The following is a 23414-nucleotide window of genomic DNA, read 5'->3' on the forward strand; positions in this document are numbered from 1 at the left end:
CGGACCGCAGGTCCCGGGGCGGCTCCGGTGGTGAGCGGTGGGCGGTGGTCAGCGGCTGTCGTAGGCCCGGCGGGCCGCTTCCACCGCCGGGAGGGCGCGCTCGACCCAGCGGCCCAGGCCGCCGACCAGGTCGGCGGCCTGCTCGCCGAGCGGGGTGAGGCCGTAGTCGACCCGGGGCGGGATGACCGGGTGGGCCTCGCGGTGCACGAAGCCGTCCCGCTCCAGGGTCTGGAGGGTCTGCGCCAGCATCTTCTCGCTCACTCCGGCGACCGCACGGCGCAGCTCGCTGAAGCGGTAGCCGCGCTCGCGCAGGGCGATCAGCACCAGGACGCCCCAGCGACTGGTGACGTGCTCCAGGATCCCGCGGGAGGGGCACATCCGGTCGGTGACGTCTCCGATGACGGCGGCAGGGGCGGACCCGCTGTCGAGCGGGGTACTTACCTTCATATCAGTACCGTACTTCAAAGTGGGTACTTTCGATCGGTTAGTGTGACGCCTACCGTGGTGGTTGAAGTCGAAACCATCTGAGGAGCGCGTCATGATCGTCGTCACCGGAGCCACCGGACAGCTCGGCCGCCTGGTCGTCGAAGGCCTGCTGGAGCGGGTGCCCGCACAGCAGGTCGCGGTGGCCGTCCGTTCGCCCGAGAAGGCCGCGGACTGGGCCGCCCGCGGCGTCGAGGTCCGCGAGGCCGACTACGGCCGCCCGGAGACCCTCGCCGGCGCCTTCCGCGCCGGCGAGACGGTGCTGCTGGTCTCCGGCAGCGAGGTCGGCTCCCGGGTGCCGCAGCACACCGCCGTCGTCGAGGCCGCCGAGGCCGCCGGTGTCGCCCGGCTCGTCTACACCGGCGTGCTCGGCGGCGACGAGGCCACCTTCGACCTCGCCGCGGAGCACCGGGCGACCGAGGCCGCGATCCTCGCCTCCGGCCTGCCCTACACCTTCCTGCGGAACGGCTGGTACACGGAGAACTTCACCGCCGGCGCGGCCGGCGCCGTCGAGCGCGGGGTGGTGCTCGGCAGCAGCGGCGAGGGCCGGCTCGCCACCGCGGCCCGGGCCGACTACGCGGCCGCGGCCGTCGCCGTGCTCACCGGCGAGGGCCACGAGAACCGCGCCTACGAGCTCAGCGGCGACACCTCCTGGAACCTCGCCGAGTACGCGGCCGAACTCGCCGCCCGCTCCGGACGCCCCGTCGCGTACCGGGACGTCGCCCCGCAGGAGCACCTGGACGCCCTCGTCGGCGCCGGGCTGCCGGCCGGCTTCGCGGCGATCCTGGTCGACGTCGACGCGGCCGTCCGCCGCGGCGAGCTCGACCGCGACCGCGGGGTCCTCTCCGCGCTGATCGGCCGGCCCACCACCCCGCTCGCCGACTCGGTGCGGGCCGCGCTGGGCGCCTGACCGCGACAGGGACCTTGGTCCCTGCCCTCCGGAGCCGGCCGGACCTGGTGACGTACCGTCCGGGGCGCCGAGGATGGACCTGCGCCACTGCCGCGCAGCTCACCTCGGAGAGGAATTGCCATGCCCCAGTACGTACTTGCCGGGATCGACGGCTCGCCCGAGAGCACCGCGGCGGCCCGCTGGGCGGCCGGCGAGGCCGTCCGCCGCGGGCTGCCGCTGCGCCTGGTGCACGCGCAGACCTGGCTGGACGACATCCACGCCGACGCCGGACGGCCCGCGGACGTCCGCGGGCTGACGCTGCGGATGCTGGCCGACGCCCGCGAGGAGGTCCGCGCCGCGCACCCGGCGCTGGAGGTCGGGGCCGAGCTGGTCGGCGGCGGGGACCCGGTCGACGTGCTGGTCGAGGCCGCTGCCGGGGCCGAGCTGCTGGTGGTCGGCTCCCGCGGGCTCGGCGGCTTCGCCGGGCTGCTGGTGGGCTCGGTGGGGCTCGCCCTCGCCGGCCGGTCCGAGGCGCCGACGGTGCTGGTCCGGTCCGCCGGGGCACAGGACGGCCCGCACCCCGAGGGAGCCGCCGTGGTGGTCGGGGTCGACACCCGCTCGCCCTCCCCCGAGGTGCTCGAATTCGCCTTCCGCGAGGCCGCCCGGCGCGGGCTGGTGCTGCGTGCGGTGCACGGCTGGACCCCGCCGCCGGTGTGGGGCTACGCGGGCGGCATCGCCCCGCAGGTCGAGGCCGACCAGTTCCGTGCCGTCGAGGCCGAGCTGCTCGACGAGGCCCTCGTCGGCTGGCGGGAGAAGTACCCCGAGGTGACCGTCCTTCAGGACTGCCGGATCGCCGGCGGCGCGCAGGCCGTCGTCGACACCGCCGCGGACGCCGCCCTGGTGGTCGTCGGCCGCCGGCGCCGCCGCCACCGGGTCGGCCTGCACCTCGGCCCGGTCGCCCACGCCGTCCTGCACCACGCCCAGGCCCCGGTCGCCGTCGTCCCGCACGACTGACGGCGCACGACTGACGGCGCACGACTGACGGCGAGCGGCTGACGGCGAGCGACGCGGGGCAGCACCGGTGCGCAGGGCCGCCTCCACGGGGTTCAATGCCGGGATGGCGGAGCGGACGGGGATGTACGACAGCAGGTTCGAGGTCGACGGCGTGCCGGAACTGTTGGCGCGGGTGGAACACCGGCACGACCCCGAGGCGTGGCAGGAGCTGGGCCAACGGCTCGTCCTGGAACACGACCTGGTCTTCCCGGCGGGCTTCGCCGCGCTGCCCCGACTGGTGCGCCTCGCCCCGCGCAGCGCACAGGCGCGCGCCCTGGCCGGGAGGATCCTCGCACGGGCCGCCGGGCACCACGGCTGCGACGACCTGCTGGCGGACTGCGCCCCTGCGGTCGCCGAGTTCGGCCGGGTGCTGCACGCGCACCTGCGGTCACGGCCGGCCGACTACCTCGTGGCCTTCCGAGCGCTGCTCGCCGTCGAGGAGGAGTACCACTGGGCGAACACCCTGGAGGACTTCACGGACGAGATCGTGCACGTCGACTGTCCGCACTGCGGTGCGCCGACGACGATCGCAGTCGGCGGGTTCGGCTGCTACTCCCAGGTCTGGGACGGGGACGAGGAACTGCGCCGGGACCTGCGGCCCGCGGCCGCCGAGGAACTCACCGGCACGGGTCGGTGGATGCACCGGCTCGCCGTCCGCGACGGACAGCAGGTGCTCGCCGACGGCATCGCCCACCTCTTCGGCCGTGCGGAATGCCCGGTCTGCGCCTGCCTCTACACCGTCGCGGACGAGTGCGCGGCCGCCAACAGCCCGGTCGTGCGATAGGCGTGTCTTCACGGCGTACGGATGCCCCGTGGGGCTCGGAGAAGTGCGCGACCCGGATGCGGACACCGCGCGGACCGTAGGTGCACCGGATCCGTCAGGAGCACCGGTCCCGGACTGCGCAGTTCTCCCCCGGCCTTCGGCCGGGAGGTGCCCCCGCGCGCCCCTGACGCCCGCGTCGGTGTGGCACGCCCGGGGACGGCCCCCACGCCGTCCCCGGGTTCCGTGCGTCGGCCCGGCCGGCCCCCACGGCAGTCCGGGCCGCGTCCGCCCACCCCTGGTGCGGACGCCGCCGGTTCGGCGGTCCTGTCGGGTCCGGACGAGGGGTCCGGTCCGTGGACGGATCGTCAGGACTGCTTCACCGGTGCCTCCACGGTGCCGCACACCGCCCGGTCGCGCGGAGGGCCGAAGGTCCCGCCGACCGGCCCGGCGGCCGACCCGCCGACCGGTCGGAGGTCTCCGGCCGGCTGACGGGGCTCAGGTGAGCAGCTGTTCGATGCGGTCGAGGGCGCTGGGCAGGTCGCGGGGGCGGAGGATGCCCGCGCCGGGCTGGTGGCCCGCCCAGCCCGGGCCCGCGGTGAGGACGACCGGTCGGGCCCGAGAGCCTCGGCCGCCCCAGGCGGTCTCGGCGGCCCGGCGGGCGAGGACCCGGTCGGCGGTGTGCTTGGCCTGGGACCAGATCATCACGGCGGCCGGGCCCGTTCTGCGGACCGCCTCCAGCAGTGCCTCGGCGGGTACGGCGGCGCCGAACATCCGGTAGGGCAGGCCGCGTTCGGCCAGACCGGCGGCGACCGCCTCCAGCGGGAGGGTGTGCAGTTCGGCGGGCATGCCGGCGAGCAGGGCGGGCGGGCCGGGACGGGGCGGCACGGGCCGGTCGGCGACCCGGCGGAGCGCCGTGGAGACGTGCCAGGAGAGCAGGTGCTCGACCTCGACGTACCGCTCGCCCTCGCCGGCCCACCGGCGGCCGGCCGCCCGCAGTGCGGGCATCATGACCTCCGTCCAGGCGGCCACCGCCCCCATGTCGTCGACGACCTGACGGAGGAGCCGGGCGACCTCCGCGGTGTCCAGGCGGACGGCGGCCCGGGTGAGGCCGCGGCACTCCGGGCTCACCGGCCCGGCCGCCGGTGCGTTCGCCGTGTCCGTCCGGTCGGGGAACCCTTCGGCGGGGCCTTCGTCGGCACCCTCGCCGGGGGCGGCACCGGCTCCGGACGGGACGGGCGCCGCGGCGCCGAGGGCCAGCCGGGCGGCCTCGCCGGGCGGGACACCGCGGGCGGTCAGCCGGCACATGGCTTCGAGGACGGCGATGTCCTGCGGGGTCCATCGCCGGTGGTGCCCCTCCTCGCGCCGGGCGGGCCCGATGCCGTAGCGCCGCTCCCAGGAGCGCACGGTGGTCGGTGAGACGCCGAGCCTGCGGGCCACTCCCCCGGTGGTGAGGCTGGCCTCGGCGAGCACCGGCGCAGCGGTGGAAGCCGTAGCAGCGGCGGGGGCCGTGGCGGCTGTGCCCGGCGGGCCGGCGGCGGGTGAGTGGGCTCCCACGGTCTCCTCCTCACGGGCGGCGGTCGAACGGGCTGTTGGTCGGGCGGCGACTCCGGTGGCCGCGGGATCGCTGCCCGTCCAGCATGGCCAACCCGTACGCGGAGGGGCGCTCGCAGCGGTTGCGCACCGGAAGGGGCCGCGGCCCGTCCGGCGGCGGGTCAGTCGTGGACGGCGAGGCTGTCCCGCATCCGGGCCAGTCCGTCCCGCATCCGGGTCTTGACGGTGCCGAGCGGTGCGCCGAGCATCGCGGCGATCTGCGACTGCGAGTAGCCGCCGTAGTACGCGAGGGTGAGCGACTGACGTTGGAGTTCGGTGAGTGCGCCGAGGCAGCGCCGGACCCGGTCGCGGTCGATGCGGCGTTCCACGGCCTCGGCGACCTCGTCGAACACCGGGGCGGGCGAGGCGGCGGCGGCCCGCCGGTCGCGGTCGGCGGAGGCCTGCGCGGAGCGGACGCGGTCGACGGCGCGGCGGTGGGTGATGGTGAGCACCCAGGTCAGCACCCCGCCGCGGTCCGGCCGGTAGCGGGCGGCGGTGCGCCAGACCTCCAGCAGCACCTCCTGGGCCACTTCCTCGGCCTGCGCCCGGTCCCGCAGCACCCGGTGGGCGAGGCCCAGCACGGGGCCGGCCACTGCCTCGTAGAGCACGCCGAACGCGCGTTCGTCGCCGCGGGCGATGCGCGGCAGCAGGCCCGACAGGTCCCGGGCGCCGGTGCCGGGCTGCGCCGGAACGCGGTCGACGGGGTCTGCGGGGAGGGGGTGCTCACGGACGGCTGTCACGCTGCGACCCTCTCGGCCCGGCCGGTTCACGGGCTACTCGCAGCGTTCCTGCACCGTTCCCGCCACGGCGGCCCGGCAGGGCTCGCGGGTCAGTCGGTGAGCAGCTCGGCGAGGCGCTTCGCGGTCCTCTCGCCGGCCCGCTGCTTGATCAGCCCCTCCTTGGCGGCGGCGCGCAGCAGGACGACGGTGGTGTCCTCGCCCTCCCCGGCGGTGAGCACCGCGGTCACCAGGACGGGGTTCATGTTCCAGGCGCCGCCTCCGGTCAGCACCCGCATCGTGCTGCGCCGCCCGGCGGGGGCGGAGCGGTCCGCCGGGACCCGCCGGCCCTGCCGGTCGAGGACGGCGGACACCCGGGCCCGGGCCCGGGCGGGCGGCAGCGGGAGCGTCAGGGTGATCTCGTGGACGTTCTTCGGCAGCCGCAGGGCGACGAGCCGGGAGAGCCTGCCGCCGAGCGCGCCGACGGCCTCGGCCAGGATCTCGTCCTCGTCGTCCACTGCCGCTCCCCCGTCCCGGCCGCCACCCGGGCCGCCGCCGTACGAGGATCAGACTATCGGCCGGTTTCGGCGGGCCCGTGCGGCCGGCCCGTCAGGCCTTCGCCGGGGCCGGGGAGGACGAGGAGGACGAGGAGGACGGGGACGACGGTGACAGCGACGGCGCCGGGGACGACACCGGAGCGTCGGCCGTAGAGGCGGCCGGGGACTGCGGTGCGTCGCGGTGCAGTTCGGCGGGCGGGGTCCGCTCGGCGTCCATCGGGTCGACCCGCACCAGGCTGCCCCAGACCGCCATCCGGTAGAGCGAGGTGTAGACGGGGGTGCAGGTCGTCAGGGTGATGTACCGGCCGGGCCCGTGGTACGGGGAACCCGCGGGGACGGCCGCGACGATGCCGACGTTCTCCGGCGAGGTCTCGGGCAGGATCCCGTCCACCCGGTAGACGTACCAGCTGTCGCGGGTCTCGACGACGATCGGCGCACCGACGTCCACCGCGTCGAGGTCGTGGAACTTCGCGCCGTGGCCGTCCCGGTGGGCGGCGAGCGCGAAGTTGCCGGACCGGTCCCAGGGCATCGCGGCGCGGGGCTCCTGGTAGACGCCGGCGACGCCCTGGTCGAGGACGGCCGGGGCGGTGCCGACCTTGATGACGACCGGGTCCTGCTGCATCGCGGGGACGTGCAGGAAGCCGACCTCCTGCCCGGTGGTCACGGTGCTCGGTGCGCCGGAGGGGCCGGGTGCCGCCCAGCTCTGCCGCAGCCGGTCGCCCGCCCGGTCGGCCTGCCGGTCGGCGAGGACGTCCGTCCACCAGAGCGAGTACGCGGCGAACAGCGCGGCCGCCAGGGCGATCGTCAGCATCAGGTTGCCGAAGGCGTTCGTCCACCTGCGGCGCGGGGATCGCCGCGCGTCCTCTGCCGGAGCCCGGTCCATCGGGTCCTCCTCCGCCGGGCGCCTGCCGGTCGTCTCGTCGGCCCGGCGTCCGAAGATCCGTCAGACCGGCTTACGGCGGCGCCGATTGTCCGTGTCCGGGTTCCGTCCGCCGCGGTGGGCCGTCCGTCCCGGAGTTGCCCGTTCCCCGACAGTCTGCCGACCGGGGACGGCCGGTCGGCGCAGACGGCACGCGGCATTCGGGTGGCGTGGCCCGCCGGACGACCCGTCGGGGAAGGCCTGCGGACCTCTTCACTCGAACGGCATGCGTGCCTTCCGGCCGACACCGTGTCCCGGGCCATTACAACTCTGACTGTCATACGAGCCGTTCCCCCCACCGATCCCCCTCTCCGGCGAGGAGGCCACGTGCCATGACCACTGCCACCCGGCCACTGACCCTCACGGTCATCGTTCCCGCACACAACGAGGAGCAGGGCCTCCCGGCCACGCTCGAATCCCTGCTGCGCCAGACAGTCCCGGCCGAGGAAATCATCGTGATCGACGACGGGTCCACGGACCGCACGAGCGAGGTCGCCGCCGGGTACGGCGTGACGGTGCTGCGCCCGCCGCACAACCTGGGCAGCAAGGCGAAGGCGCAGAACTACGCGCTGCCGCACTGCACGAGCGACCTGGTGCTCGCCGTCGACGCCGACACCGTGCTGGCGGACGACTACATCGAGAACATCAAGCCGGCCTTCCACGACGAGAGCGTGGCGATCGCCTCCGGCTGCGTGCAGAGCAGGTTCGACCGGACCTGGGCCGAACGCGGACGCGCCGTGGAGTACCTGCACGGCTTCCACTGGAACCGTCCCATCGAGAACATGGCGAACTCCCCGGTGGTCTGCTCGGGGTGCTGCTCGGTGTTCCGGATGGAGCCGTTGATGGAATTCGGCGGTTTCCCCGAGCGGACGATCGTCGAGGACATGGACTACACCTGGTCCGTCCAGATCGCGGGGAAGAGGGCGGTCTACGTCAGCAGCGCGGTGGCCTGGGCGGCCGACCCGGAGAACCTGACCTATTTCCGCAAGCAGGTGTGGCGGTGGGCGTCCGGCTTCTTCCAGAACGTCCGCCTCCACTACCCCCGTATGATCGTCAAGAAGCCCATGCTCGCGCTGTGGGTCTCCCTCAAGCTCTGGGAGACCGTCGCCGTGCCGCTGTGGCTGCTCGTCCCCCTCCTCGTTCCGGGCGTGGGCTACTCGCTCGGTGAGGCGTTCGTCTGGTGGCTCGTGTGGTGGCTGTCGACCAGCACCCTCATGATCGGCGTGCCGCTGGTCCACGGGGCCCGGAAGCGGCAGGTTCCGCTTCGGCGGGTCCTGCGGAACCTGCCCTTCTGCTTCATGACCAAGCTGGTCGAGTTCTGCTACCAGTGGAAGGCTCTGGTCGTCGAACTCGTCCTCGTCCCGCTGCGGCTCTCGAAGGGCATGGTGCACTACGAGAAGGGCCGGGCCGACACGACGGTGGTGCCGGCCCCGGCGGCTGCGCGGGCCGGGATCGAATCCGGGGAGCCCGCCACGACCACCTGAGTCCGGTGCTCCGGCCGGCCCCGGCACGCCCGCGGGGCCGGCCGCCGCATGCCCGGACGAGCGGGCCTCGACACCGCCCGGTACGACGAGCGAGGTGCCCGGCACCGCCCCCTCGCGGGGTGGGCCCGGGCACCTCGGTGCGTTCTCCTCGGAGCCGTCGACGCTCCGTCAGTGACCCGCCGTCCGACGGCCGAAGAACTTCATCATCAGGCCGGACGCGCCCAGCACCAGCGCCACGCCCACGTACGCGAGGCCGCTGAAGCCGGTCTTCGGAAGAGAGTGCCCGTATCCCATGAGGGTGCTTCCTTTCGGTGAGGGGACCCAGCCCTGATGCACCGGTCGGCCGGTGCCGCCGGGCAACTGAGTACCAATATGTTTTTAAGCTGCCAGTGGCCGTTTTCGGTGAGCGGCACGTATGTTGTTCGGGTGAAGCTCGTACGGAAACCGTCCGGCGACCCGGCCGGCCCGGGGTGACGGCGGTGCACGGCTTCGCCGCCACCGAGTTCCAGCTCGTCCTGCTGCGCCGGATGGCCGACTTCCACCCCGAACTGGTGGAAGCGGCCCTGCACCGGCTCGGGGCCACCCGCGCCGGCATGCGGGAGGCGAACCAGCGGTGGCAGGCGATGATCCGCTCGCCCCGCTTCCCGCACGGCGCCGCCCGGTACGCCGCCGTGCTCGGCCCGCCGGAGGCCGTGGGGCCCCGCCGGATCGGCGACCTGGACTGCACGGTGCAGCAGTGGGCGCTGCCGCTCTGGCCGGACCTGCGGTTCGAGATCCTGCTCGGGCCCGGCGGCGGCGCGTCCCCGCCGTGGAACGAGTGGCTGGTCCGCGCGCCCGGCTCGGCCCCGCCGCGGCTGCACACCCTGGAGGACCTCCTGCCGTGGAGCTGCGTCGTGGCGGACGTCGGCGCGGCCTTCCCGCCCGCCGTGCCCCGCGAGGGCAGTGCGCCGACCCGGTGGCAGCTCGACTTCACCGCCACGGACGCCGCCGGCCGATTGCACTCCTGCACCGCCGACTTCACCTGGGGCCTGTTGCAGGAGGTGCGCACCACCGGCACCGCCCCCGCCGTCGCCCCAGGCGCGGAACCCGCCTGACGCCCCGTCCGGTCCGCGGCCGGCGGCTGCGGACCGGCGGAAAATCGCGGGAGGCCCGGCCGGATCTGTGGTCGGATACCGGTCGACTCGACCGTCCGAGAAGGGGGATGCCCGTGGGATCCGTACTGCAGGCGCCGGTGCTGGAGGGTTCGCTGGTGCGGCTGGAGCCGCTGGAGCACCGCCACGCGGCGGGCCTGGCCGCTGCGGCGGAGGAGGACCGCGGCTCGTACGGCTTCACCTGGGTGCCCGCCGCGGCGGAGGCCACGGCGTACGTGGACAAGCAGCTCGCCCGGGCGGCCACGGGCCGGGTCACCCCGTTCGCCCAGGTGGACCGCGCCTCGGGGCGGGTGGTCGGAGCCACCGCGTTCCTGGATCCGCGGCCCTGGCCGGACGGCGAGGGACTGTGCGCGGTCGAGGTCGGCTTCACCTGGCTGGCCGCGTCCGCGCAGGGCACCGGGTTGAACACCGAGGCCAAGTACCTGCTGTTCCGGCACGCCTTCGAGCAGTGGGGCGTGGCGCGGGTCGACCTGAAGACCGACGCGCGCAACGGCCGCTCGCGGGCCGCGATCGAACGCGTCGGCGCCCGGTTCGAAGGGGTCCTGCGGAACTGGTCGGCCTCGTGGGCGCCCGGCGAGCAGGGCAGCCTCCGCGACTCGGCGATCTTCTCGGTGACGGCGGAGGAGTGGCCGGAGGTCCGGGCCGGCCTCGAACGGCGCCTCGCCGGGCACCGCACCGCACGATGACGCCGCACGGTGACGCCGCACGGTGACGCGGCACGGTGACGCGGCACGGTGACGCGGCACGGTGACGCGGCACCGGCCGGAGGACCGCGGCCGATGACGGGAGCGGTGCCCGGCCCGACGGAGGAGGACCCGTGACCGCATCCACCGCCACCGTGTTCCGCGGTGTCCGCCCGTTCGGCGTCGGCGAGCCGGTCGACCTGGTCGCCGTGGACGGGCTGCTGGCCGCCCGGGTGGAGGTCGTCGACGGGGCGGCCGGATCGTCCTGCCGACACTGGCGGACGCGCACGTCCCCCCGGACAGGACGGCCTGGGGCGAGCCCTGGTACAGCCGCCGTCCGGCCGCCGGGCTGCCCGAGTACGTGCAGGGCGACGTCGACCTGTACGCGCAGCAGCGGACGCCGGTCGCCGAGCGGGCCCGGCGGCTGCTGGCGCACGCGGTGGCGCAGGGCACCCGGGCGGTCCGGGCGAACGTCGACGTGGCCCCGGCCTACGGGCCGGCCGGCGTCGAGGGCCTGGCGGCGGCGCGGGGCGCTGGACGTCCAGGTGGTGGCCTTCCCGCAGCACGGGGTGGGGCGGACGCCCGGCGCGGGGCGCTGCTGGCCGAGGCGGCGGCGAGCGGGCTGGTCGACGCGGTGGGCGGGATCGATCCGGCGGGATTCGACGGGGTGGGCGCGGCGGGCGAGGGCCCGGACCAGCTGGACCAGGTCTTCGACCTCGCCGAACGGCACGGCCTGCTCGTCGACGTCCACCTGCACGAGACCGGGGAGCGCGGCCTGGCCCCGCTGCGGGACGTCGCCGCCCGGACGGCCGGCGAGCCGGCCGAGTGCTTCGCGCTGGCCTCCGCCGGCGACGCCGCGCTGCTGTGGCTGCCCGCCGCGGACCTGGCGCCCGGTTCGCCGGCGGACTTCCTGCTGGTCGGGGGCGAGTGCCTGCCGCAGGTGGTGGTCGACCTGCCCCGGCGGGACGTGGTCGTCCGGGCGGGCCGGGTGGTCGCCCGGGACGGGCGGTTCACCGGCTGAACGGCGGGGCGGCAGCGCGACCGGCCGCACCATTCGTGGTGAAGTACCCGGATCGTCCCTAGGATGGATGACCGGCGCTCGGGCGTGGCCGGACGGGTGACGTCCAGGGCGGAAGCCGATCAGCTCGGGACGGGGTCCCCATGGCTCAGGCCGCCGGTCCGCCGCGGACCGTTCTCATCACCGTGGACGACGATCCGGCGGTGTCCCGCGCCGTCGCCCGGGACCTGCGCCGACGGTACGGCGAGTCGTACCGGGTGGTGCGCGCGGAGTCCGGGGAGTCGGCGCTGGAGGCGCTGCGGGAGCTGAAGCTGCGCGGCGACCCGGTGGCGGTGATCATCGCCGACTACCGGATGCCGGCGATGAGCGGCATCGAGTTCCTCGAACAGGCGATCGACATCTACCCCGATGCGCGGCGGGTGCTGCTCACCGCGTACGCGGACACCGGCGCGGCGATCGACGCCATCAACGTGATCGACCTCGACCACTACCTCCTCAAGCCGTGGGAGCCGCCGGAGGAGAAGCTCTACCCGGTGCTGGACGACCTGCTGGAGGTGTGGCGGGCCGCCGACCACCGCCGGGTCGCCGTCACCAAGGTCGTCGGCCACCGCTGGTCGGCGCGCTCCTCCGCGGTGCGGGAGTTCCTGGCCCGCAACGAGGTGCCCTACCGCTGGTACTCCTCCGACGACCCCGAGGGGCGGCGGCTGCTCGCCGCCGCGGGCGAGGACGGCCGGCGGCTGCCGCTGGTGGTCACCCCGGACGGCACGGCACTGGTCGCACCCGCCGACCGGGACCTCGCCGCCCGGGTCGGCCTGGCCACCACCCCGGCCGCCGACTTCTACGACCTCGTCATCATCGGCGGCGGGCCGGCCGGCCTCGGCGCGGCCGTCTACGGCGCCTCCGAGGGGCTGCGGACCGTCCTGGTGGAGCGGTCCGCGACCGGCGGCCAGGCCGGCCAGAGCTCGCGCATCGAGAACTACCTCGGCTTCCCGGACGGCGTGTCCGGGGCGCAGCTCACCGACCGGGCACGGCGCCAGGCGGCGAAGTTCGGTGCCGAGATCCTCACCGCGCGGGAGGTCACCGGGCTGGAGGTCGGCGGCGCCGCGCGGGTCGTCCGGTTCGCCGACGGCTCGGCGATCGCCGGGCACACGGTGATCCTGGCGACGGGCGTGTCCTACCGGCAGCTGGACGCGCCGGGGGCGGCGGAACTGACCGGGTGCGGGGTGTTCTACGGCTCGGCGCTGACCGAGGCCGCCGCCTGCCAGGGCCAGGACGTCTACATCGTCGGCGGCGCCAACTCGGCCGGCCAGGCCGCCCTGTACCTGGCCCGCAGCGCCAAGTCGGTGACCCTGGTGGTGCGCGGGCCCACGCTGGCGGCGACCATGTCGCACTACCTCGTCCAGCAGGTCGAGGAGGCCCCGGAGATCTCCGTCCGCGCCAACACCGTGGTGGAGGCGGCGCACGGCGAGCACCAGCTGGAGCGGCTGACGCTGCGCGACACCGAGTCCGGCGGGAGCGAACTCGTCGACGCGCAGTGGATGTTCGTGTTCATCGGGGCGGCGCCGCGGACGGACTGGCTGGAGGGCACGGTGCTCCGGGACTCCCGCGGGTTCATCCTGACCGGCCCGGACCTGGCACCGGAGGGCCGACTGCCGGCCGGCTGGGAGCTGGACCGCCCGCCCTACCACCTGGAGACGAACGTCCCCGGCGTGTTCGTCGCCGGGGACGCCCGCGCCGAGTCGGCCAAACGCGTCGCCTCCGCCGTCGGCGAGGGCGCGATGGCCGTGATGCTCGCCCACCGCTACCTGGAGCAGTCATGACCGGCCGTCCGATGCCCTGCGATCCGGTGGAGCTCTCCACCCTCTTCCTGTTCGAGGAGCTCGCCCCGGAGCAGCTGGACCGGCTCTGCCGGGAGGGCTCGGTGGTGGAGTTCGACGCGGGGCCGGTGTACGCCGAGGGCGATCCGGCGAGCTGCTTCTACGTGCTGCTGGAGGGCACGGTGGTGCTCTCGCGCAAGGTCGGCGACTCCGACGTGGAGGTCACCCGGACCTCCGACCGCGGGGTGTACGCGGGGGCGTTCCAGTCCTACCTGGGCGACCGGGTGCCGCAGGTGTACAACAGCTCGCTGCAGGTGCCGGAGCGTTCGCGGTTCTTCGTGCTGCCGGCGGAGACCTTCGCGCAGGTGATGCGGGAGTGGTTCCCGATGGCCGTGCACCTGCTGGAGGGGCTGTTCTTCGGGTACAAGAGCGCGCAGGCCGCGGTCGGGCAGCGGGAGCGGCTGCTCGCCCTGGGGGCGTTGTCCGCCGGGCTCACCCACGAGTTGAACAATCCCGCGGCGGCGGCCGTCCGGGCGACCTCGGCGCTGCGCGAACGGGTCGCCGGGATGCGCCACAAGCTGGGCGCGATCGCGGCGGGCCCGTTCCGGCGGGAGAGCCTGGAGTCGCTGGTCGAGGTCCAGGAGCGGACGGCGGAGCGGGTCGCCAAGGCGGTCGCGCTCAGCCCGCTGGAGGCCTCGGACCGCGAGGACGCGCTCGCCGACTGGCTGGACGACCACGGCATCGCGGGCGGCTGGCAGTTGGCCCCGACCTTCGTCCAGGCCGGCCTGGACACCGACTGGCTCGACCAGGTCGCGGCGCGGGTGGACGAGGGCCTGTTGGAGGGGGCGGTGCGGTGGCTCAACTACACGGTCGAGACCGAGCTGTTGATGAACGAGATCGAGGAGTCCACCAACCGCGTCTCGGCGCTCGTCACCGCCGCGAAGCAGTACTCGCAGCTCGACCGCGCGCCCTACCGGACGGCCGACGTGCACGAGCTGATCGACAGCACGCTGCTGATGGTCTCCGGGAAGATCGGCCCGCGGATCCGGGTGGTCAAGGAGTACGACCGGACGCTGCCGGCGATCCCCGCCTACCCGGGCGAGCTCAACCAGGTGTGGACGAACCTGATCGACAACGCCGTCGCGGCCATGGACGGCGACGGCGGGGAGGGCACGCTGACGGTGCGCACCGCGCGCGACGGCGACCGGCTGCTCGTGGAGTTCGGCGACACCGGCCCGGGCGTGCCGGCGGAGATCCGCGACCGCATCTTCGACCCGTTCTTCACCACCAAGCCGGTCGGTGAGGGGACGGGTCTCGGCCTGGACATCTCCTGGCGCATCGTCGTCAACAAGCACCACGGCGACCTGCGGGTGGAGTCCGTGCCGGGCGACACCCGGTTCCAGGTGCGCCTGCCGCTGACCGCGCCCGGGGCGGGCGCGGCCGAGCAGCCGTCCTGAGCGGCCGCCGGGCGGCCCGACCGACAGAGCGAGGTGGACGGGATGGGATACATCGGCACGGTGGGGCTGGTGCTCCACCCGGAGCGCCAGTGCGCGTCGACCGTGGACGCCGTCCTCGACTGGGGGCACGGGCGCGGTGCGAAGGTGCTGGGGATGGCGGAGGAGGTGCACCGGATCGGCTGCCGGGCGATACCGGTCGGGGCCGAGGAGATGACGGCCTCCGCGGACCTGCTGATCAGTCTCGGCGGGGACGGCACCATGCTGCGGGCGCTGCGGCTCGCGGTCGGCGGGCACGCACCCGTTCTCGGGGTCAACGTCGGACGGCTGGGGTTCCTCGCCGAGGTCGACATACCCGAACTGCCGTCGGCGCTGGACGCGATCGACGAGCACCGGTTCACGGTCGAGCAGCGGTCCGGCGTCCGGGCCGGGTTCGAGGCGGGCCACGAGACGGCGCTCAACGACGTGGTGCTGGTGCGCAGTCCGGGGCAGCGCTCGGCGGAGGTCGCCGTGCGCGTCCAGGAGCAGCCGTTCGTGCAGTACACGGCGGACGCGGTGGTGGTCGCCACGCCCACCGGGTCGACCGCGTACAGCTTCTCCGCCGGGGGCCCGATCGTGTCGCCCAACGCCGAGGGGCTGCTGATCACGCCGGTGGCGCCGCACGCGGTGTTCAACCGCTCGGTCTTCCTCTCCGCGGGCGAGCGGCTGTCGTTGGAGGTGCTGGCGCACAGCGGGGACCTCGCCGTGGAGGCGGACGGCCGGCTGGTCGGCCGTGTCCGGCCGGGTGACGTGGTCGAGGTGACCATGCTGCCGGCCGCGGCCCGGGTGGTCCGGCTCGGCCGCACCACGTTCTACCAGCGGGCGCAGCGCAAGCTCCGTCTCTCCGGTTCGGCCGAGCCGGACTGAGGTCCGGCACCGCCGAGTCGACGGCGGGATCTTTTCCGTCACCGCGCCGAGAGCCCTCTCTGCACATCAAAGGAGGCTTAAGAGAGGGTTAAGCCGCGGGCTTTCTCGCATCATTGCAGGTCAGAGCCGCATGAGGCATGGTCTCCTGACATTGCCATGACGGTTGCCACTCCGTAATATTCAGGCCCACGGACGACGCCGCTTCAAGCCTGAGAGCGCTCTCACTACTGTCGGTGAGCACAACCTGATGCGCTAACCGACGGACCCCGTACGGCAGTTGCCTCCCCCGCTCCCCCACCCGACCCGCGGAGAACGGAACCCCCACTCATGACGCCTCGTCACCAGCGCCCGATATCACGCCGCAAGCTCCTCGCCGCCACGGCGGGCGTGGCCCTCACCGTGCCCGCCGCGGTGACCTGGCTGCAGTCCAGTGCCGGCGCGTCGACCTCGGTCACCCTGCCGCTGGACCTGGTCAACACCACCGGGAACAACACCGTCTACGCCTACGTCCTCGGCCGCGACCCCGCCGCGGGCGGCAACTGGGCCTTCGTGCAGGCGAACGGCAGCAGCCTGTACCACCCGCCGTCCCCGGCCAACGACCAGACGCCGCTGGGCGTCGACTGCGCCATCGCGCTCAACGGCTCCGGCGCCGGCCCCCGCCGGGTGACCCTGCCACGCCTGGACAGCGGCCGCATCTACTTCGCCGTCGGCTCGAAGCTCACCTTCCTGATGAACCGCGGCGGCGGCCTCGCCCTGCCGTCGGTGAGCAACCCGTCCGACCCGAACATCGACATCCGCCACGACTTCTGCGAATTCACGTTCAACAACGACCAGTTGTACGCCAACATCACCTTCGTCGACATGGTCGGCCTGCCGATCTCCTTCCAGCTGGAGACCGGTCAGGGCACCCAGAACGTGCGCGGCCTGCCCGCCGACGGGCTCTCCCGGGTCGCGAGCGCGCTGCGGGCGCAGTCCGCGGCCGACGGCAGCGACTGGAGCCGACTGATCGTCAGCAAGAACGGCGCGGACCTGCGGGTGCTCAGCCCCAACCTGGCGATCCGCGGCAACAGCGCGCTGTTCAAGGGCTACTTCGACAGCTACGTCGACCAGGTGTGGACCAAGTACCGCACCACCGACCTCAAGATCGACACCCAGTTCACCTGGGGCACCGTCACCGGCCGGGTGAACGGCGACACGCTGACCTTCCCCGGCGTCGGCAGCTTCGCCCGGCCCTCCACCCTGTCGATCTTCTCCTGCAGCGACGCACCCTTCACCACCGGCAACGACGAGATGGGCAACCTGAGCGCCCGACTCGCCGCCGCCTTCAACCGCACCACCCTGCTGGACAACCCGAACCAGCCGACCGCCGAGAACCCGTCGGCCTTCTACACCAAGCCGCGCACCAACCACTACGCCCGGATCCTGCACACCACCACCCCCGACGGTCTGGGCTACGCCTTCCCGTACGACGACGTGCACCCGTCCGGGGTGGACTTCGAGGGCAAGGTGCAGTCCGGCAGCCCGACCCGGTGGACGATCACGGTCGGCGGCACCGCGGGCGGCGGCGGCAGCACGCCGACCCCGACGCCGACCGCGACCGCCACCGGTGGCGGCGGGGCCAGCGCCTTCTCCACCATCCAGGCCGAGGCGTTCAACGCCCAGTCGGGCACCCGGACGGAGGCCTGCTCGGACACCGGCGGCGGCTCCGACGTGGGCAACCTCGGCAACGGCGACTGGCTGAAGTTCAACGCCGTCGACTTCGGTACGGCCGGGGCGACCCGCTTCAGCGCGCGGGTGGCGTCCGGCGCGGCAGCCGGGGTGAGCGGACTGGTGCAGGTCCGGCTCGGCAGTCCCACCGCCACGCCGGTCGGCAACTTCGCGATCGCCAACACCGGCGGCTGGCAGACCTGGCGGACCGTCCCGGCCGACATCGCCCGGACCACCGGGACGCACGACGTCTACGTGACCTTCGACAGCGGCCAGCCCGCCGACTTCGTCAACCTCAACTGGTTCACCTTCGCGTAACCCCCGAGGTCATCGCGTGCGGTCCCCGGCGGGCAGGCCGGGGGCCGCACACCCGTTCCGCCGCAGGACCTCCGGGCCACCGGGGAGCCGCAGGGCTACTGGTCCCGCGCCCTACCGCTCGTCGTGGATCACCGCGAGGGCGTGCTCGCGGGCCCGGGCGCCCAGGGTGGCGTTGAGCGCGCTGAAGAGCTCGCCCGCACCGACGCCGTTCCAGCCCGGCGGGAGCAGCGAGAGCGGCAGGCCCGGGTCGCGGTAGGGCAGCCGGCGCCACTGGGTGAGCATCGGCACGTACACCCGGAAGGCCTCCTGCGGGGACACCCCGGCCGTCTCCGTCCGCTCCAGCACCGGACGGTAGCGGCGCAGGAAGTCCGCGTACAGCGCGGTGAGTTCGTCGAGGTCCCACCAGCGGCGGACCTTGGAGCGCAGGTCGCCGAAGGCGAGGTGCTCGCCGGTGAAGAGGTCGACGTACCCGGCGAGCCCGAGGCGTTCCAAGGTCCGGCGGGTCTCGGCCGCGAGGTTGCCCGGGGCGATCCAGGCGCCGGGCGCGGCGGTGCCGAAGCCGAGCCTGGTCAGTGCGGCCCGCAGCTCGTGCCGCTTCTGGCGCTCGGACTCGGGGACGGAGAAGACCACGACGATCCAGCCGTCCTCGGCGACGGCGCGGACCCGTTCGAAGATCCGGACGTCGCCCTCCGCGAGCGTCTCCAGCACCGGCGCGGCGAGCGAGTAGCCGGCCGCGCCGTCGTGGCGGGCGCTCTCCAGGACGCCCCGCCGCTTGAGCCGGGAGACCGAGGAGCGGACGGCCGGCGGCTCGACCCCGAGGTCGCCCATCAGCCGGACCACCGAGGCGACCGAGAGCCAGTTCTGCTCGCCGCGGGCGTACAGCCCGAACGCGGTGATGATCAGCGGTCCGTGCCGCGTGTCGCGGCCGGCCGCCGGGGACTCCTCGGGCCCGGCCGTCACAGCTGTGTTCTCCTCGCCTCGGGCCGGTGCCGTCCGTCGTGCCCGTCGGCGGGCAGCCTACCGCCTCGCCGCGGTGCATGATCGCGGCGTTCCGGGCGGCCGCCGTGCGGTGCCGGGCGGCCGCCGGCCGGGCTCAGACCAGGGATGTGGCCACCACCCGGTTGCGCAGTTCGCCGAGGCCGCCGACGCGGGTGACGACGAGGTCGCCGTGGCCGAGGAAGACCTGCGGGTCGCGGGCGCTGCCGATGCCGCTCGGGGTGCCGGTGAGCAGGACGTCCCCGGCGCGCAGGGTCATGCCCCGGCTGAGTTCGGCGATCAGCCGGGCGAACGGGAAGGCCATCTGCGCGCTGGAGGCGTTCTGCCTCAGGACGCCGTTCACCTCGCACTGCACCTGCAGGTCGGCGGGGTCGGCGATCTCGTCGGCGGTGGTGAGCCAGGGGCCGAGCGGCATGGTGGCGTCGATGCTCTTGCCCTTGAGCCACTGGCCGCCGTGCGCCCGCTGCAGGTCGCGCTGGGAGACGTCGTTGGCGACCAGGTAGCCGAGGACGTGCTGCAGTGCCTCGGCCTCGGGGATGGACCGGCCGTCGCGGCCGATGACGAGGGCGATCTCGGCCTCGTAGTCCCACTGGGCGGAGAGGTCGGGGTCGTAGGCGATGTCGTCGGCCGGGCCGATGACGGTGTCCGGGCCCTTGGTGAAGAAGGTGGGCCGGGTCGGCCGCTCGGCCGGGTCCTGGCCGCCGCGCTTGCCGACCGACTCCTCGAAGTGGTCCTGGTAGTTCCAGCCGGTGCAGAGGATGTCCCGGTTGAAGCGCTGCAGGGGCGGCTCCAGCCGGACGCCGTCGAGCGGCAGCACGTCGGGGCCGGCAAGGGCCGCCTCGGCCGCCCCGCGGGCCGCGTCCAGGGCGGCGGGGCCGCCGCGGACGAGGTCGTCGACGGTTCCGAGCGAGACGGGCAGCGCCGCCACCGCCGTCCCCGTCCGGTCGACGGCCGCGGCGCGCCGGGCGCCCCCGACGGTGAGCGATGCGAGTCTCATGCCTGCCCTTCGTGAGGATCTGTGCCGGTCGTCAGAGAATGTCGATGCGAGGGGGGCGCTCGGGTGGTCGGTTCAGGGGCGCGCGCGGGGCACCTCCCGAGCACCCTTGAAGACGACTCCTAGGGCTTGTCCGACGATTCGCGTCGCATCGGCGCGCGGCGGGAATCGTCAGACAAGCCCTAGCGGCCGCCGGGGCGCACCAGGCGGTCGTCCGGGACGACGGCGACGCCGAGGATCTCGATCATGGCTTCGGGCTGCCAGAGCGCGGTGCAGCCGATGCCGGCCATGGCGGGGTAGACGGGGCCGGCCAGCTCCCGCCAGACCTTGCCGATCTCCTTGCCGTGGGCCTGGTAGTCGGGGATGTCGGTCAGGTACAGGGTCACGCTGACCAGGTCCTGCGGTTCGCCGCCCACCTCGCGCAGAGTGGTGAGCACGTTGCCGAAGGCCTGGCGGAACTGCTCGACGATGCCGCCGGGGACGATCCGCATGTCGGCGTCGAGGGCGGTCTGGCCGCCGAGGTAGAGGGTGTTCCCCGCCAGCGTGCCGTGCGAGTAGCCGCTGGGCACGGGAAGGGTGGCCGGGTTCACGGCGACGGGCGTCATGCGACCTCCGGTCGGTGCTGCGTCGGGCCGGTTCCGCCCCGCCGCGCGGGGCGTATTGACAATAGATGACGGCCGTGAAAAAAACGAGAGACCGATCGGCCCGGGCGCCGGGCGGGAACAGCGCCGGCCCGGCAGCAGACACCTTCGACACCACCATGGCGCCGGGCGCCGCGGCCGGCCCACCGGCGCGCCGACGTCCGCCGCACGGAACGGAGCCGTCCGCGATGGAGCCCGACCTCAGCAAGTACCGCCTCGAGGGCGACAACTCGATGTACCGGCTGCCGAGCGGCCTGGTCGCGCCCGTCGTGACGCGCCGCGGCCTGGAGGACCCGGGCACGGCCGACTCGGGCGGCGCCGTCCGGGTCTCCGGCGTGAGCATCCAGCACACCCCGGCCCGGCGGCTCTGGTTCGGCAAGGTCAGCAACGAGCCCGGCTACCGCTCCGTCTCCCACCACCACGGCGAGGCCGAGACCGGCGGCTACGTGCTCTCCGGCCGGGCGCGCATCTACTTCGGCGAGGAGTTCGCGGACTACCTCGACATGGAGGAGGGCGACTGGGTGTTCGTACCGCCCTTCATGCCGCACGTGGAGTGCAACCTGTCGCGGACGAAGCCGCTGGTCTGGATGACCACCCGCACGCCCGAGAACATCGTGGTCAACCTGCCGGACGTCGCCGACGCCGACCTGCGCGACTGGACGGACCGATGACCGCCGACGCCGCCCCGCCCACCTCCGCGGTCTTCACCGCGGCGGTCACCCTGAGCCCGGCCGAGCCCCAGCACTTCGACCTCGCGTTCACCGCCACCACCCAGCCCTGCCCGTGGCCGAAGGCGTACGGCGGCGACCTGGTGGCACAGGCCGCGGCCGCCGCGATGCGCTCGGTCGCCGACGGCAAGTCGCTGCACTCCGTGCACGGCTACTTCCTCCGGCCGGCCGACATCGGCGCCGCCGTACGCCACGAGGTCGAGCTGCTGCGGGACGGCCGCGGCTACAGCACCAGGCAGGTGCGCGCCTACCAGAACGGCCGGCCGGTCTACGTCTGCCTGGCGAACTTCGCGGCCGGCGAGCCCGGCGGCAGCTTCGAGGCAGGCCCCGACCTCGACCTGGAGGTGCCGGCCCCCGAGACCCTGCCCGACTCCGCGGCGTACCTGGCGGAGCGCAGCGGCGGCACCATGACCGAGGCGTCCAAGGCGTACTGGTCGGGCGGCCGGAGCTTCGACATGCGCCACGTGCCGGGCCCGCTCTACCTCGCCGTGGAGGGCAAGCAGACGCCGCACCAGGCGGTGTGGGTGCGGCCGTTCGACCGGTTGCGGCCCGTCGAGGGGCTGACCGACGACCAGCGGGACCGGGCGGCGCTCGCCTACGTCTGCGACTACACGATCCTGGAGCCGGTGCTGCGGGTGCTCGGACTGCCCTGGGCGATGCCCGGGCTGGTCACCGCGAGCCTCGACCACGCGATGTGGTTCCACCGGCGCGGGCCGGTCGACGACTGGCTGCTCTACGTCCAGGAGGCGGTCGCCGCCGAGAGCGGCCGCGGTCTCGGTACCGGGCGCTTCTTCACCCGGGACCACCGCCACCTGGCGACCGTCGCCCAGGAGGGCATGATCCGCACCGCCTGACCCTGCGTCAACGCCTTGGAAGGACTCCTCCGTTGACTCTTTCACCGTCGGCCCACCTGGACACCTTCACCCGCGACCACCTGCCCCCGGCGGAGCTGTGGCCGACGCTCGAGTTCACCACGCCGGAGCTGCAGTACCCGGACCGGCTGAACGCCGCGGCCGAACTCGTCGACCTGCCCGTCCTCACCCACGGCCCCGACGCCCCCGCGCTGCGCACCCCGGACGGCGAGACCTGGTCGTACGGCCTGCTGCAGCGGCGGGCCAACCAGGTCGCCCAGGTGCTGACCGAGGACCTCGGTCTCGTTCCGGGCGGGCGGGTGCTGCTGCGCTCCCCCAACAACCCGTGGGCGGTGGCGGCCTGGCTGGGCGTGCTGAAGGCGGGCGGGGTCGCCGTGGCCACCATGGCCGCGCTGCGCGCCCGGGAGCTGTCGCCGGTCGTGGAGCGGACGCTGCCGGCGGTCGCGCTGGTGGACCACCGCTTCACCGAGGACGTCGAGGCCGTCCGGGCGGCCGTCCTGCCCTCGCTGACGGTGGTGGCGCACGGCGGCGACGGCCCCGGGGACCTGGTGGCGCGGGCGGCCGCCAAGTCCGGCGCGTTCACCAACGTGCCGACCGCCGCGGACGACGTCGCCCTGCTCGGCCCGACCTCCGGCAGCACCGGCGTCCCGAAGATCACCATGCACTTCCACCGCGACGTGCTCTCCATCGACAACACCTTCGGCCGGCCGCTGCTCGGCCTCGGCCCGGGCGACACGGTCGCCTGCTCGGCGCCGCTGGCCTTCACCTTCGGCCTGGGCATGCTGGTCGTCTTCCCGCTGCGGGCCGGCGCCTGCGCGCTGCTGACCGAGTCGGCGACGCCGCTGCAGCTGGCCGAGCTCGTCGAGAAGCAGGGCGTCAGCGTGCTGGCGACCGCCCCGACCGCGTACCGGGCGATCCTGCGGGGCGGGCAGGAGCACCGGCTCGCCGGGCTGCGGGCCGCGGTCTCCGCCGGTGAGCACCTGCCGCGGACGACCTGGGAGGCGCTGAACGAACGGCTGGGGCTGCGGGTCATCGACGGCATCGGCGCCACCGAGCTGCTGCACATCTTCGTCTCGGCGGCCGGCGACGACATCCGCCCGGGCGCCACCGGCAGACCGGTGCCGGGCTGGCGGGCCGCCGTCCTCGACGTCGACGGCCGCGAGCTCGGCCCCGGCGAGGTCGGCCGGCTGGCCGTGATCGGCCCGGTCGGCTGCCGCTACCTCGACGACCCGCGCCAGTACGACTACGTGGTGGACGGCTGGAACGTCACCGGGGACCTCTTCCACCGGGACGCCGACGGCTACTTCTACTACCGGGCCCGCAGCGACGCGATGATCGTCTCCTCCGGCTACAACATCGGCGGCCCCGAGGTCGAGGCGGCCGTCGACACCCACCCGGACGTGGTGGAGTCCGGGGTCGTCGCCAAACCGGACACCGAGCGCGGCTCCGTCGTCTGCGCCTTCGTCGTGCTGCGCGAGGGCGTCACCGGCGACGCCGCGAAGGCCAAGGAGATCCAGGACCACGTCAAGCGGATCCTGGCGCCCTACAAGTACCCGCGTGAGGTGCGGTTCTGCGAGGCCCTGCCGCGCAACACCAGCGGCAAGCTGCAGCGCTTCGTGCTGCGCAGGATCGTCGACGACGAGCAGGCCGCAGCGCCTGCCGCCGAGCACTGAGA

General features: G+C 74.2%; 22 protein-coding genes and 1 pseudogene. 14 read left to right on the forward strand and 9 right to left on the reverse strand.

Annotated elements, in window-relative coordinates; genetic code table 11:
- Positions 1-48 precede the first annotated feature (48 nt).
- Positions 49-378: a helix-turn-helix domain-containing protein gene (locus AB0442_RS25965; RefSeq protein ID WP_366165738.1), complete on the reverse strand. Its 330-nt coding sequence runs from the start codon at positions 376-378 to the stop codon at positions 49-51.
- 160 nt (positions 379-538) lie between these two features.
- Between AB0442_RS25965 and AB0442_RS25970 the strand changes: the two genes are divergently transcribed.
- From AB0442_RS25970 to AB0442_RS25980, 3 genes are all read left to right on the forward strand, one after another.
- On the forward strand, positions 539-1393 hold the full coding sequence (locus AB0442_RS25970; protein WP_366165693.1) for an NAD(P)H-binding protein: 855 nt from the start codon (positions 539-541) through the stop codon (positions 1391-1393).
- A gap of 120 nt (positions 1394-1513) precedes the next feature.
- Positions 1514-2386, forward strand: a complete 873-nt coding sequence (locus tag AB0442_RS25975; protein ID WP_366165694.1) for a universal stress protein — start codon at positions 1514-1516, stop codon at positions 2384-2386.
- A gap of 103 nt (positions 2387-2489) precedes the next feature.
- The gene (locus tag AB0442_RS25980) at positions 2490-3209 is read left to right on the forward strand and encodes a hypothetical protein (protein ID WP_366165695.1); all 720 of its coding nucleotides are present in this window, start codon (positions 2490-2492) and stop codon (positions 3207-3209) included.
- Between the two features lie 474 nt (positions 3210-3683).
- Here AB0442_RS25980 and AB0442_RS25985 read toward each other — a convergent pair whose 3' ends face one another.
- From AB0442_RS25985 to AB0442_RS26000, 4 genes are all read right to left on the reverse strand, one after another.
- A complete protein-coding gene (locus tag AB0442_RS25985; protein ID WP_366165740.1) occupies positions 3684-4658 on the reverse strand; it encodes a MerR family transcriptional regulator in 975 nt (324 codons plus the stop codon).
- A 242-nt stretch (positions 4659-4900) separates the two neighbouring features.
- Entirely contained in the window at positions 4901-5518 is a 618-nt protein-coding gene (sigK, locus tag AB0442_RS25990) for an ECF RNA polymerase sigma factor SigK (protein ID WP_366165697.1), read from the reverse strand.
- 89 nt (positions 5519-5607) lie between these two features.
- Positions 5608-6012, reverse strand: coding sequence for a hypothetical protein (locus tag AB0442_RS25995; RefSeq protein WP_366165699.1), 405 nt, complete (start codon positions 6010-6012; stop codon positions 5608-5610).
- A gap of 91 nt (positions 6013-6103) precedes the next feature.
- Positions 6104-6934 carry a class E sortase gene (locus tag AB0442_RS26000; RefSeq protein WP_366165700.1) on the reverse strand — a complete coding sequence of 277 codons (831 nt, stop codon included), beginning with the start codon at positions 6932-6934 and terminating at the stop codon, positions 6104-6106.
- A 368-nt stretch (positions 6935-7302) separates the two neighbouring features.
- Here AB0442_RS26000 and AB0442_RS26005 point away from each other — a divergent pair, with 368 nt between their 5' ends.
- Positions 7303-8454 carry a glycosyltransferase family 2 protein gene (locus tag AB0442_RS26005; RefSeq protein ID WP_366165702.1) on the forward strand — a complete coding sequence of 384 codons (1152 nt, stop codon included), beginning with the start codon at positions 7303-7305 and terminating at the stop codon, positions 8452-8454.
- A gap of 168 nt (positions 8455-8622) precedes the next feature.
- Here the strand turns inward: AB0442_RS26005 and AB0442_RS26010 are convergent, their stop codons facing one another.
- Positions 8623-8748, reverse strand: coding sequence for an LPXTG cell wall anchor domain-containing protein (locus AB0442_RS26010; RefSeq protein WP_363541461.1), 126 nt, complete (start codon positions 8746-8748; stop codon positions 8623-8625).
- A 233-nt stretch (positions 8749-8981) separates the two neighbouring features.
- Here AB0442_RS26010 and AB0442_RS26015 point away from each other — a divergent pair, with 233 nt between their 5' ends.
- The 7 genes and pseudogenes from AB0442_RS26015 (at position 8982) to AB0442_RS26045 (ending at position 17508) form a co-directional block, all read left to right on the forward strand.
- The gene (locus AB0442_RS26015) at positions 8982-9548 is read left to right on the forward strand and encodes a hypothetical protein (protein ID WP_366165742.1); all 567 of its coding nucleotides are present in this window, start codon (positions 8982-8984) and stop codon (positions 9546-9548) included.
- A 113-nt stretch (positions 9549-9661) separates the two neighbouring features.
- Positions 9662-10291: a GNAT family protein gene (locus tag AB0442_RS26020; RefSeq protein WP_366165704.1), complete on the forward strand. Its 630-nt coding sequence runs from the start codon at positions 9662-9664 to the stop codon at positions 10289-10291.
- A 131-nt stretch (positions 10292-10422) separates the two neighbouring features.
- Positions 10423-11309 (forward strand): annotated as a pseudogene (locus tag AB0442_RS26025) (hypothetical protein).
- A gap of 140 nt (positions 11310-11449) precedes the next feature.
- Positions 11450-13126, forward strand: a complete 1677-nt coding sequence (locus AB0442_RS26030) for an FAD-dependent oxidoreductase (RefSeq protein ID WP_366165706.1) — start codon at positions 11450-11452, stop codon at positions 13124-13126.
- Entirely contained in the window at positions 13123-14580 is a 1458-nt protein-coding gene (locus tag AB0442_RS26035) for an ATP-binding protein (RefSeq protein ID WP_366165708.1), read from the forward strand. The genes AB0442_RS26030 and AB0442_RS26035 overlap by 4 nt, the downstream gene beginning before the upstream one ends.
- A 42-nt stretch (positions 14581-14622) precedes the next feature.
- Positions 14623-15483 carry an NAD(+)/NADH kinase gene (locus tag AB0442_RS26040; protein WP_366165710.1) on the forward strand — a complete coding sequence of 287 codons (861 nt, stop codon included), beginning with the start codon at positions 14623-14625 and terminating at the stop codon, positions 15481-15483.
- A 327-nt stretch (positions 15484-15810) separates the two neighbouring features.
- Positions 15811-17508, forward strand: coding sequence for a beta-1,3-glucanase family protein (locus tag AB0442_RS26045; RefSeq protein ID WP_366165712.1), 1698 nt, complete (start codon positions 15811-15813; stop codon positions 17506-17508).
- Positions 17509-17619: 111 nt separating this feature from the next.
- On the opposite strand, the gene AB0442_RS26050 is transcribed toward AB0442_RS26045, so the two are convergent.
- From AB0442_RS26050 to AB0442_RS26060, 3 genes are all read right to left on the reverse strand, one after another.
- The gene (locus AB0442_RS26050; RefSeq protein WP_366165714.1) at positions 17620-18468 is read right to left on the reverse strand and encodes a PaaX family transcriptional regulator C-terminal domain-containing protein; all 849 of its coding nucleotides are present in this window, start codon (positions 18466-18468) and stop codon (positions 17620-17622) included.
- A gap of 133 nt (positions 18469-18601) precedes the next feature.
- The gene (locus tag AB0442_RS26055; protein ID WP_366165716.1) at positions 18602-19501 is read right to left on the reverse strand and encodes a fumarylacetoacetate hydrolase family protein; all 900 of its coding nucleotides are present in this window, start codon (positions 19499-19501) and stop codon (positions 18602-18604) included.
- A gap of 179 nt (positions 19502-19680) precedes the next feature.
- Entirely contained in the window at positions 19681-20103 is a 423-nt protein-coding gene (locus AB0442_RS26060) for a RidA family protein (RefSeq protein WP_366165718.1), read from the reverse strand.
- Between the two features lie 224 nt (positions 20104-20327).
- Here AB0442_RS26060 and AB0442_RS26065 point away from each other — a divergent pair, with 224 nt between their 5' ends.
- The 3 genes from AB0442_RS26065 to AB0442_RS26075 are packed head-to-tail and all read left to right on the forward strand — an operon-like array spanning position 20328 to position 23412.
- Complete coding sequence (locus AB0442_RS26065) at positions 20328-20810, forward strand: cupin domain-containing protein (RefSeq protein ID WP_344627205.1); 483 nt, start codon at positions 20328-20330, stop codon at positions 20808-20810.
- Positions 20807-21721, forward strand: coding sequence for an acyl-CoA thioesterase domain-containing protein (locus tag AB0442_RS26070; protein ID WP_366165720.1), 915 nt, complete (start codon positions 20807-20809; stop codon positions 21719-21721). Before AB0442_RS26065 ends, AB0442_RS26070 begins: the two co-directional genes overlap by 4 nt.
- A 32-nt stretch (positions 21722-21753) precedes the next feature.
- Positions 21754-23412, forward strand: a complete 1659-nt coding sequence (locus tag AB0442_RS26075; protein ID WP_366165722.1) for an AMP-binding protein — start codon at positions 21754-21756, stop codon at positions 23410-23412.
- The last annotated feature ends 2 nt before the right edge of the window (positions 23413-23414 follow it).

It is taken from the genome of Kitasatospora sp. NPDC085895 (assembly GCF_040702125.1).
In the GTDB taxonomy this organism is placed as follows: Bacteria; Actinomycetota; Actinomycetes; order Streptomycetales; family Streptomycetaceae; genus Kitasatospora; species Kitasatospora arboriphila.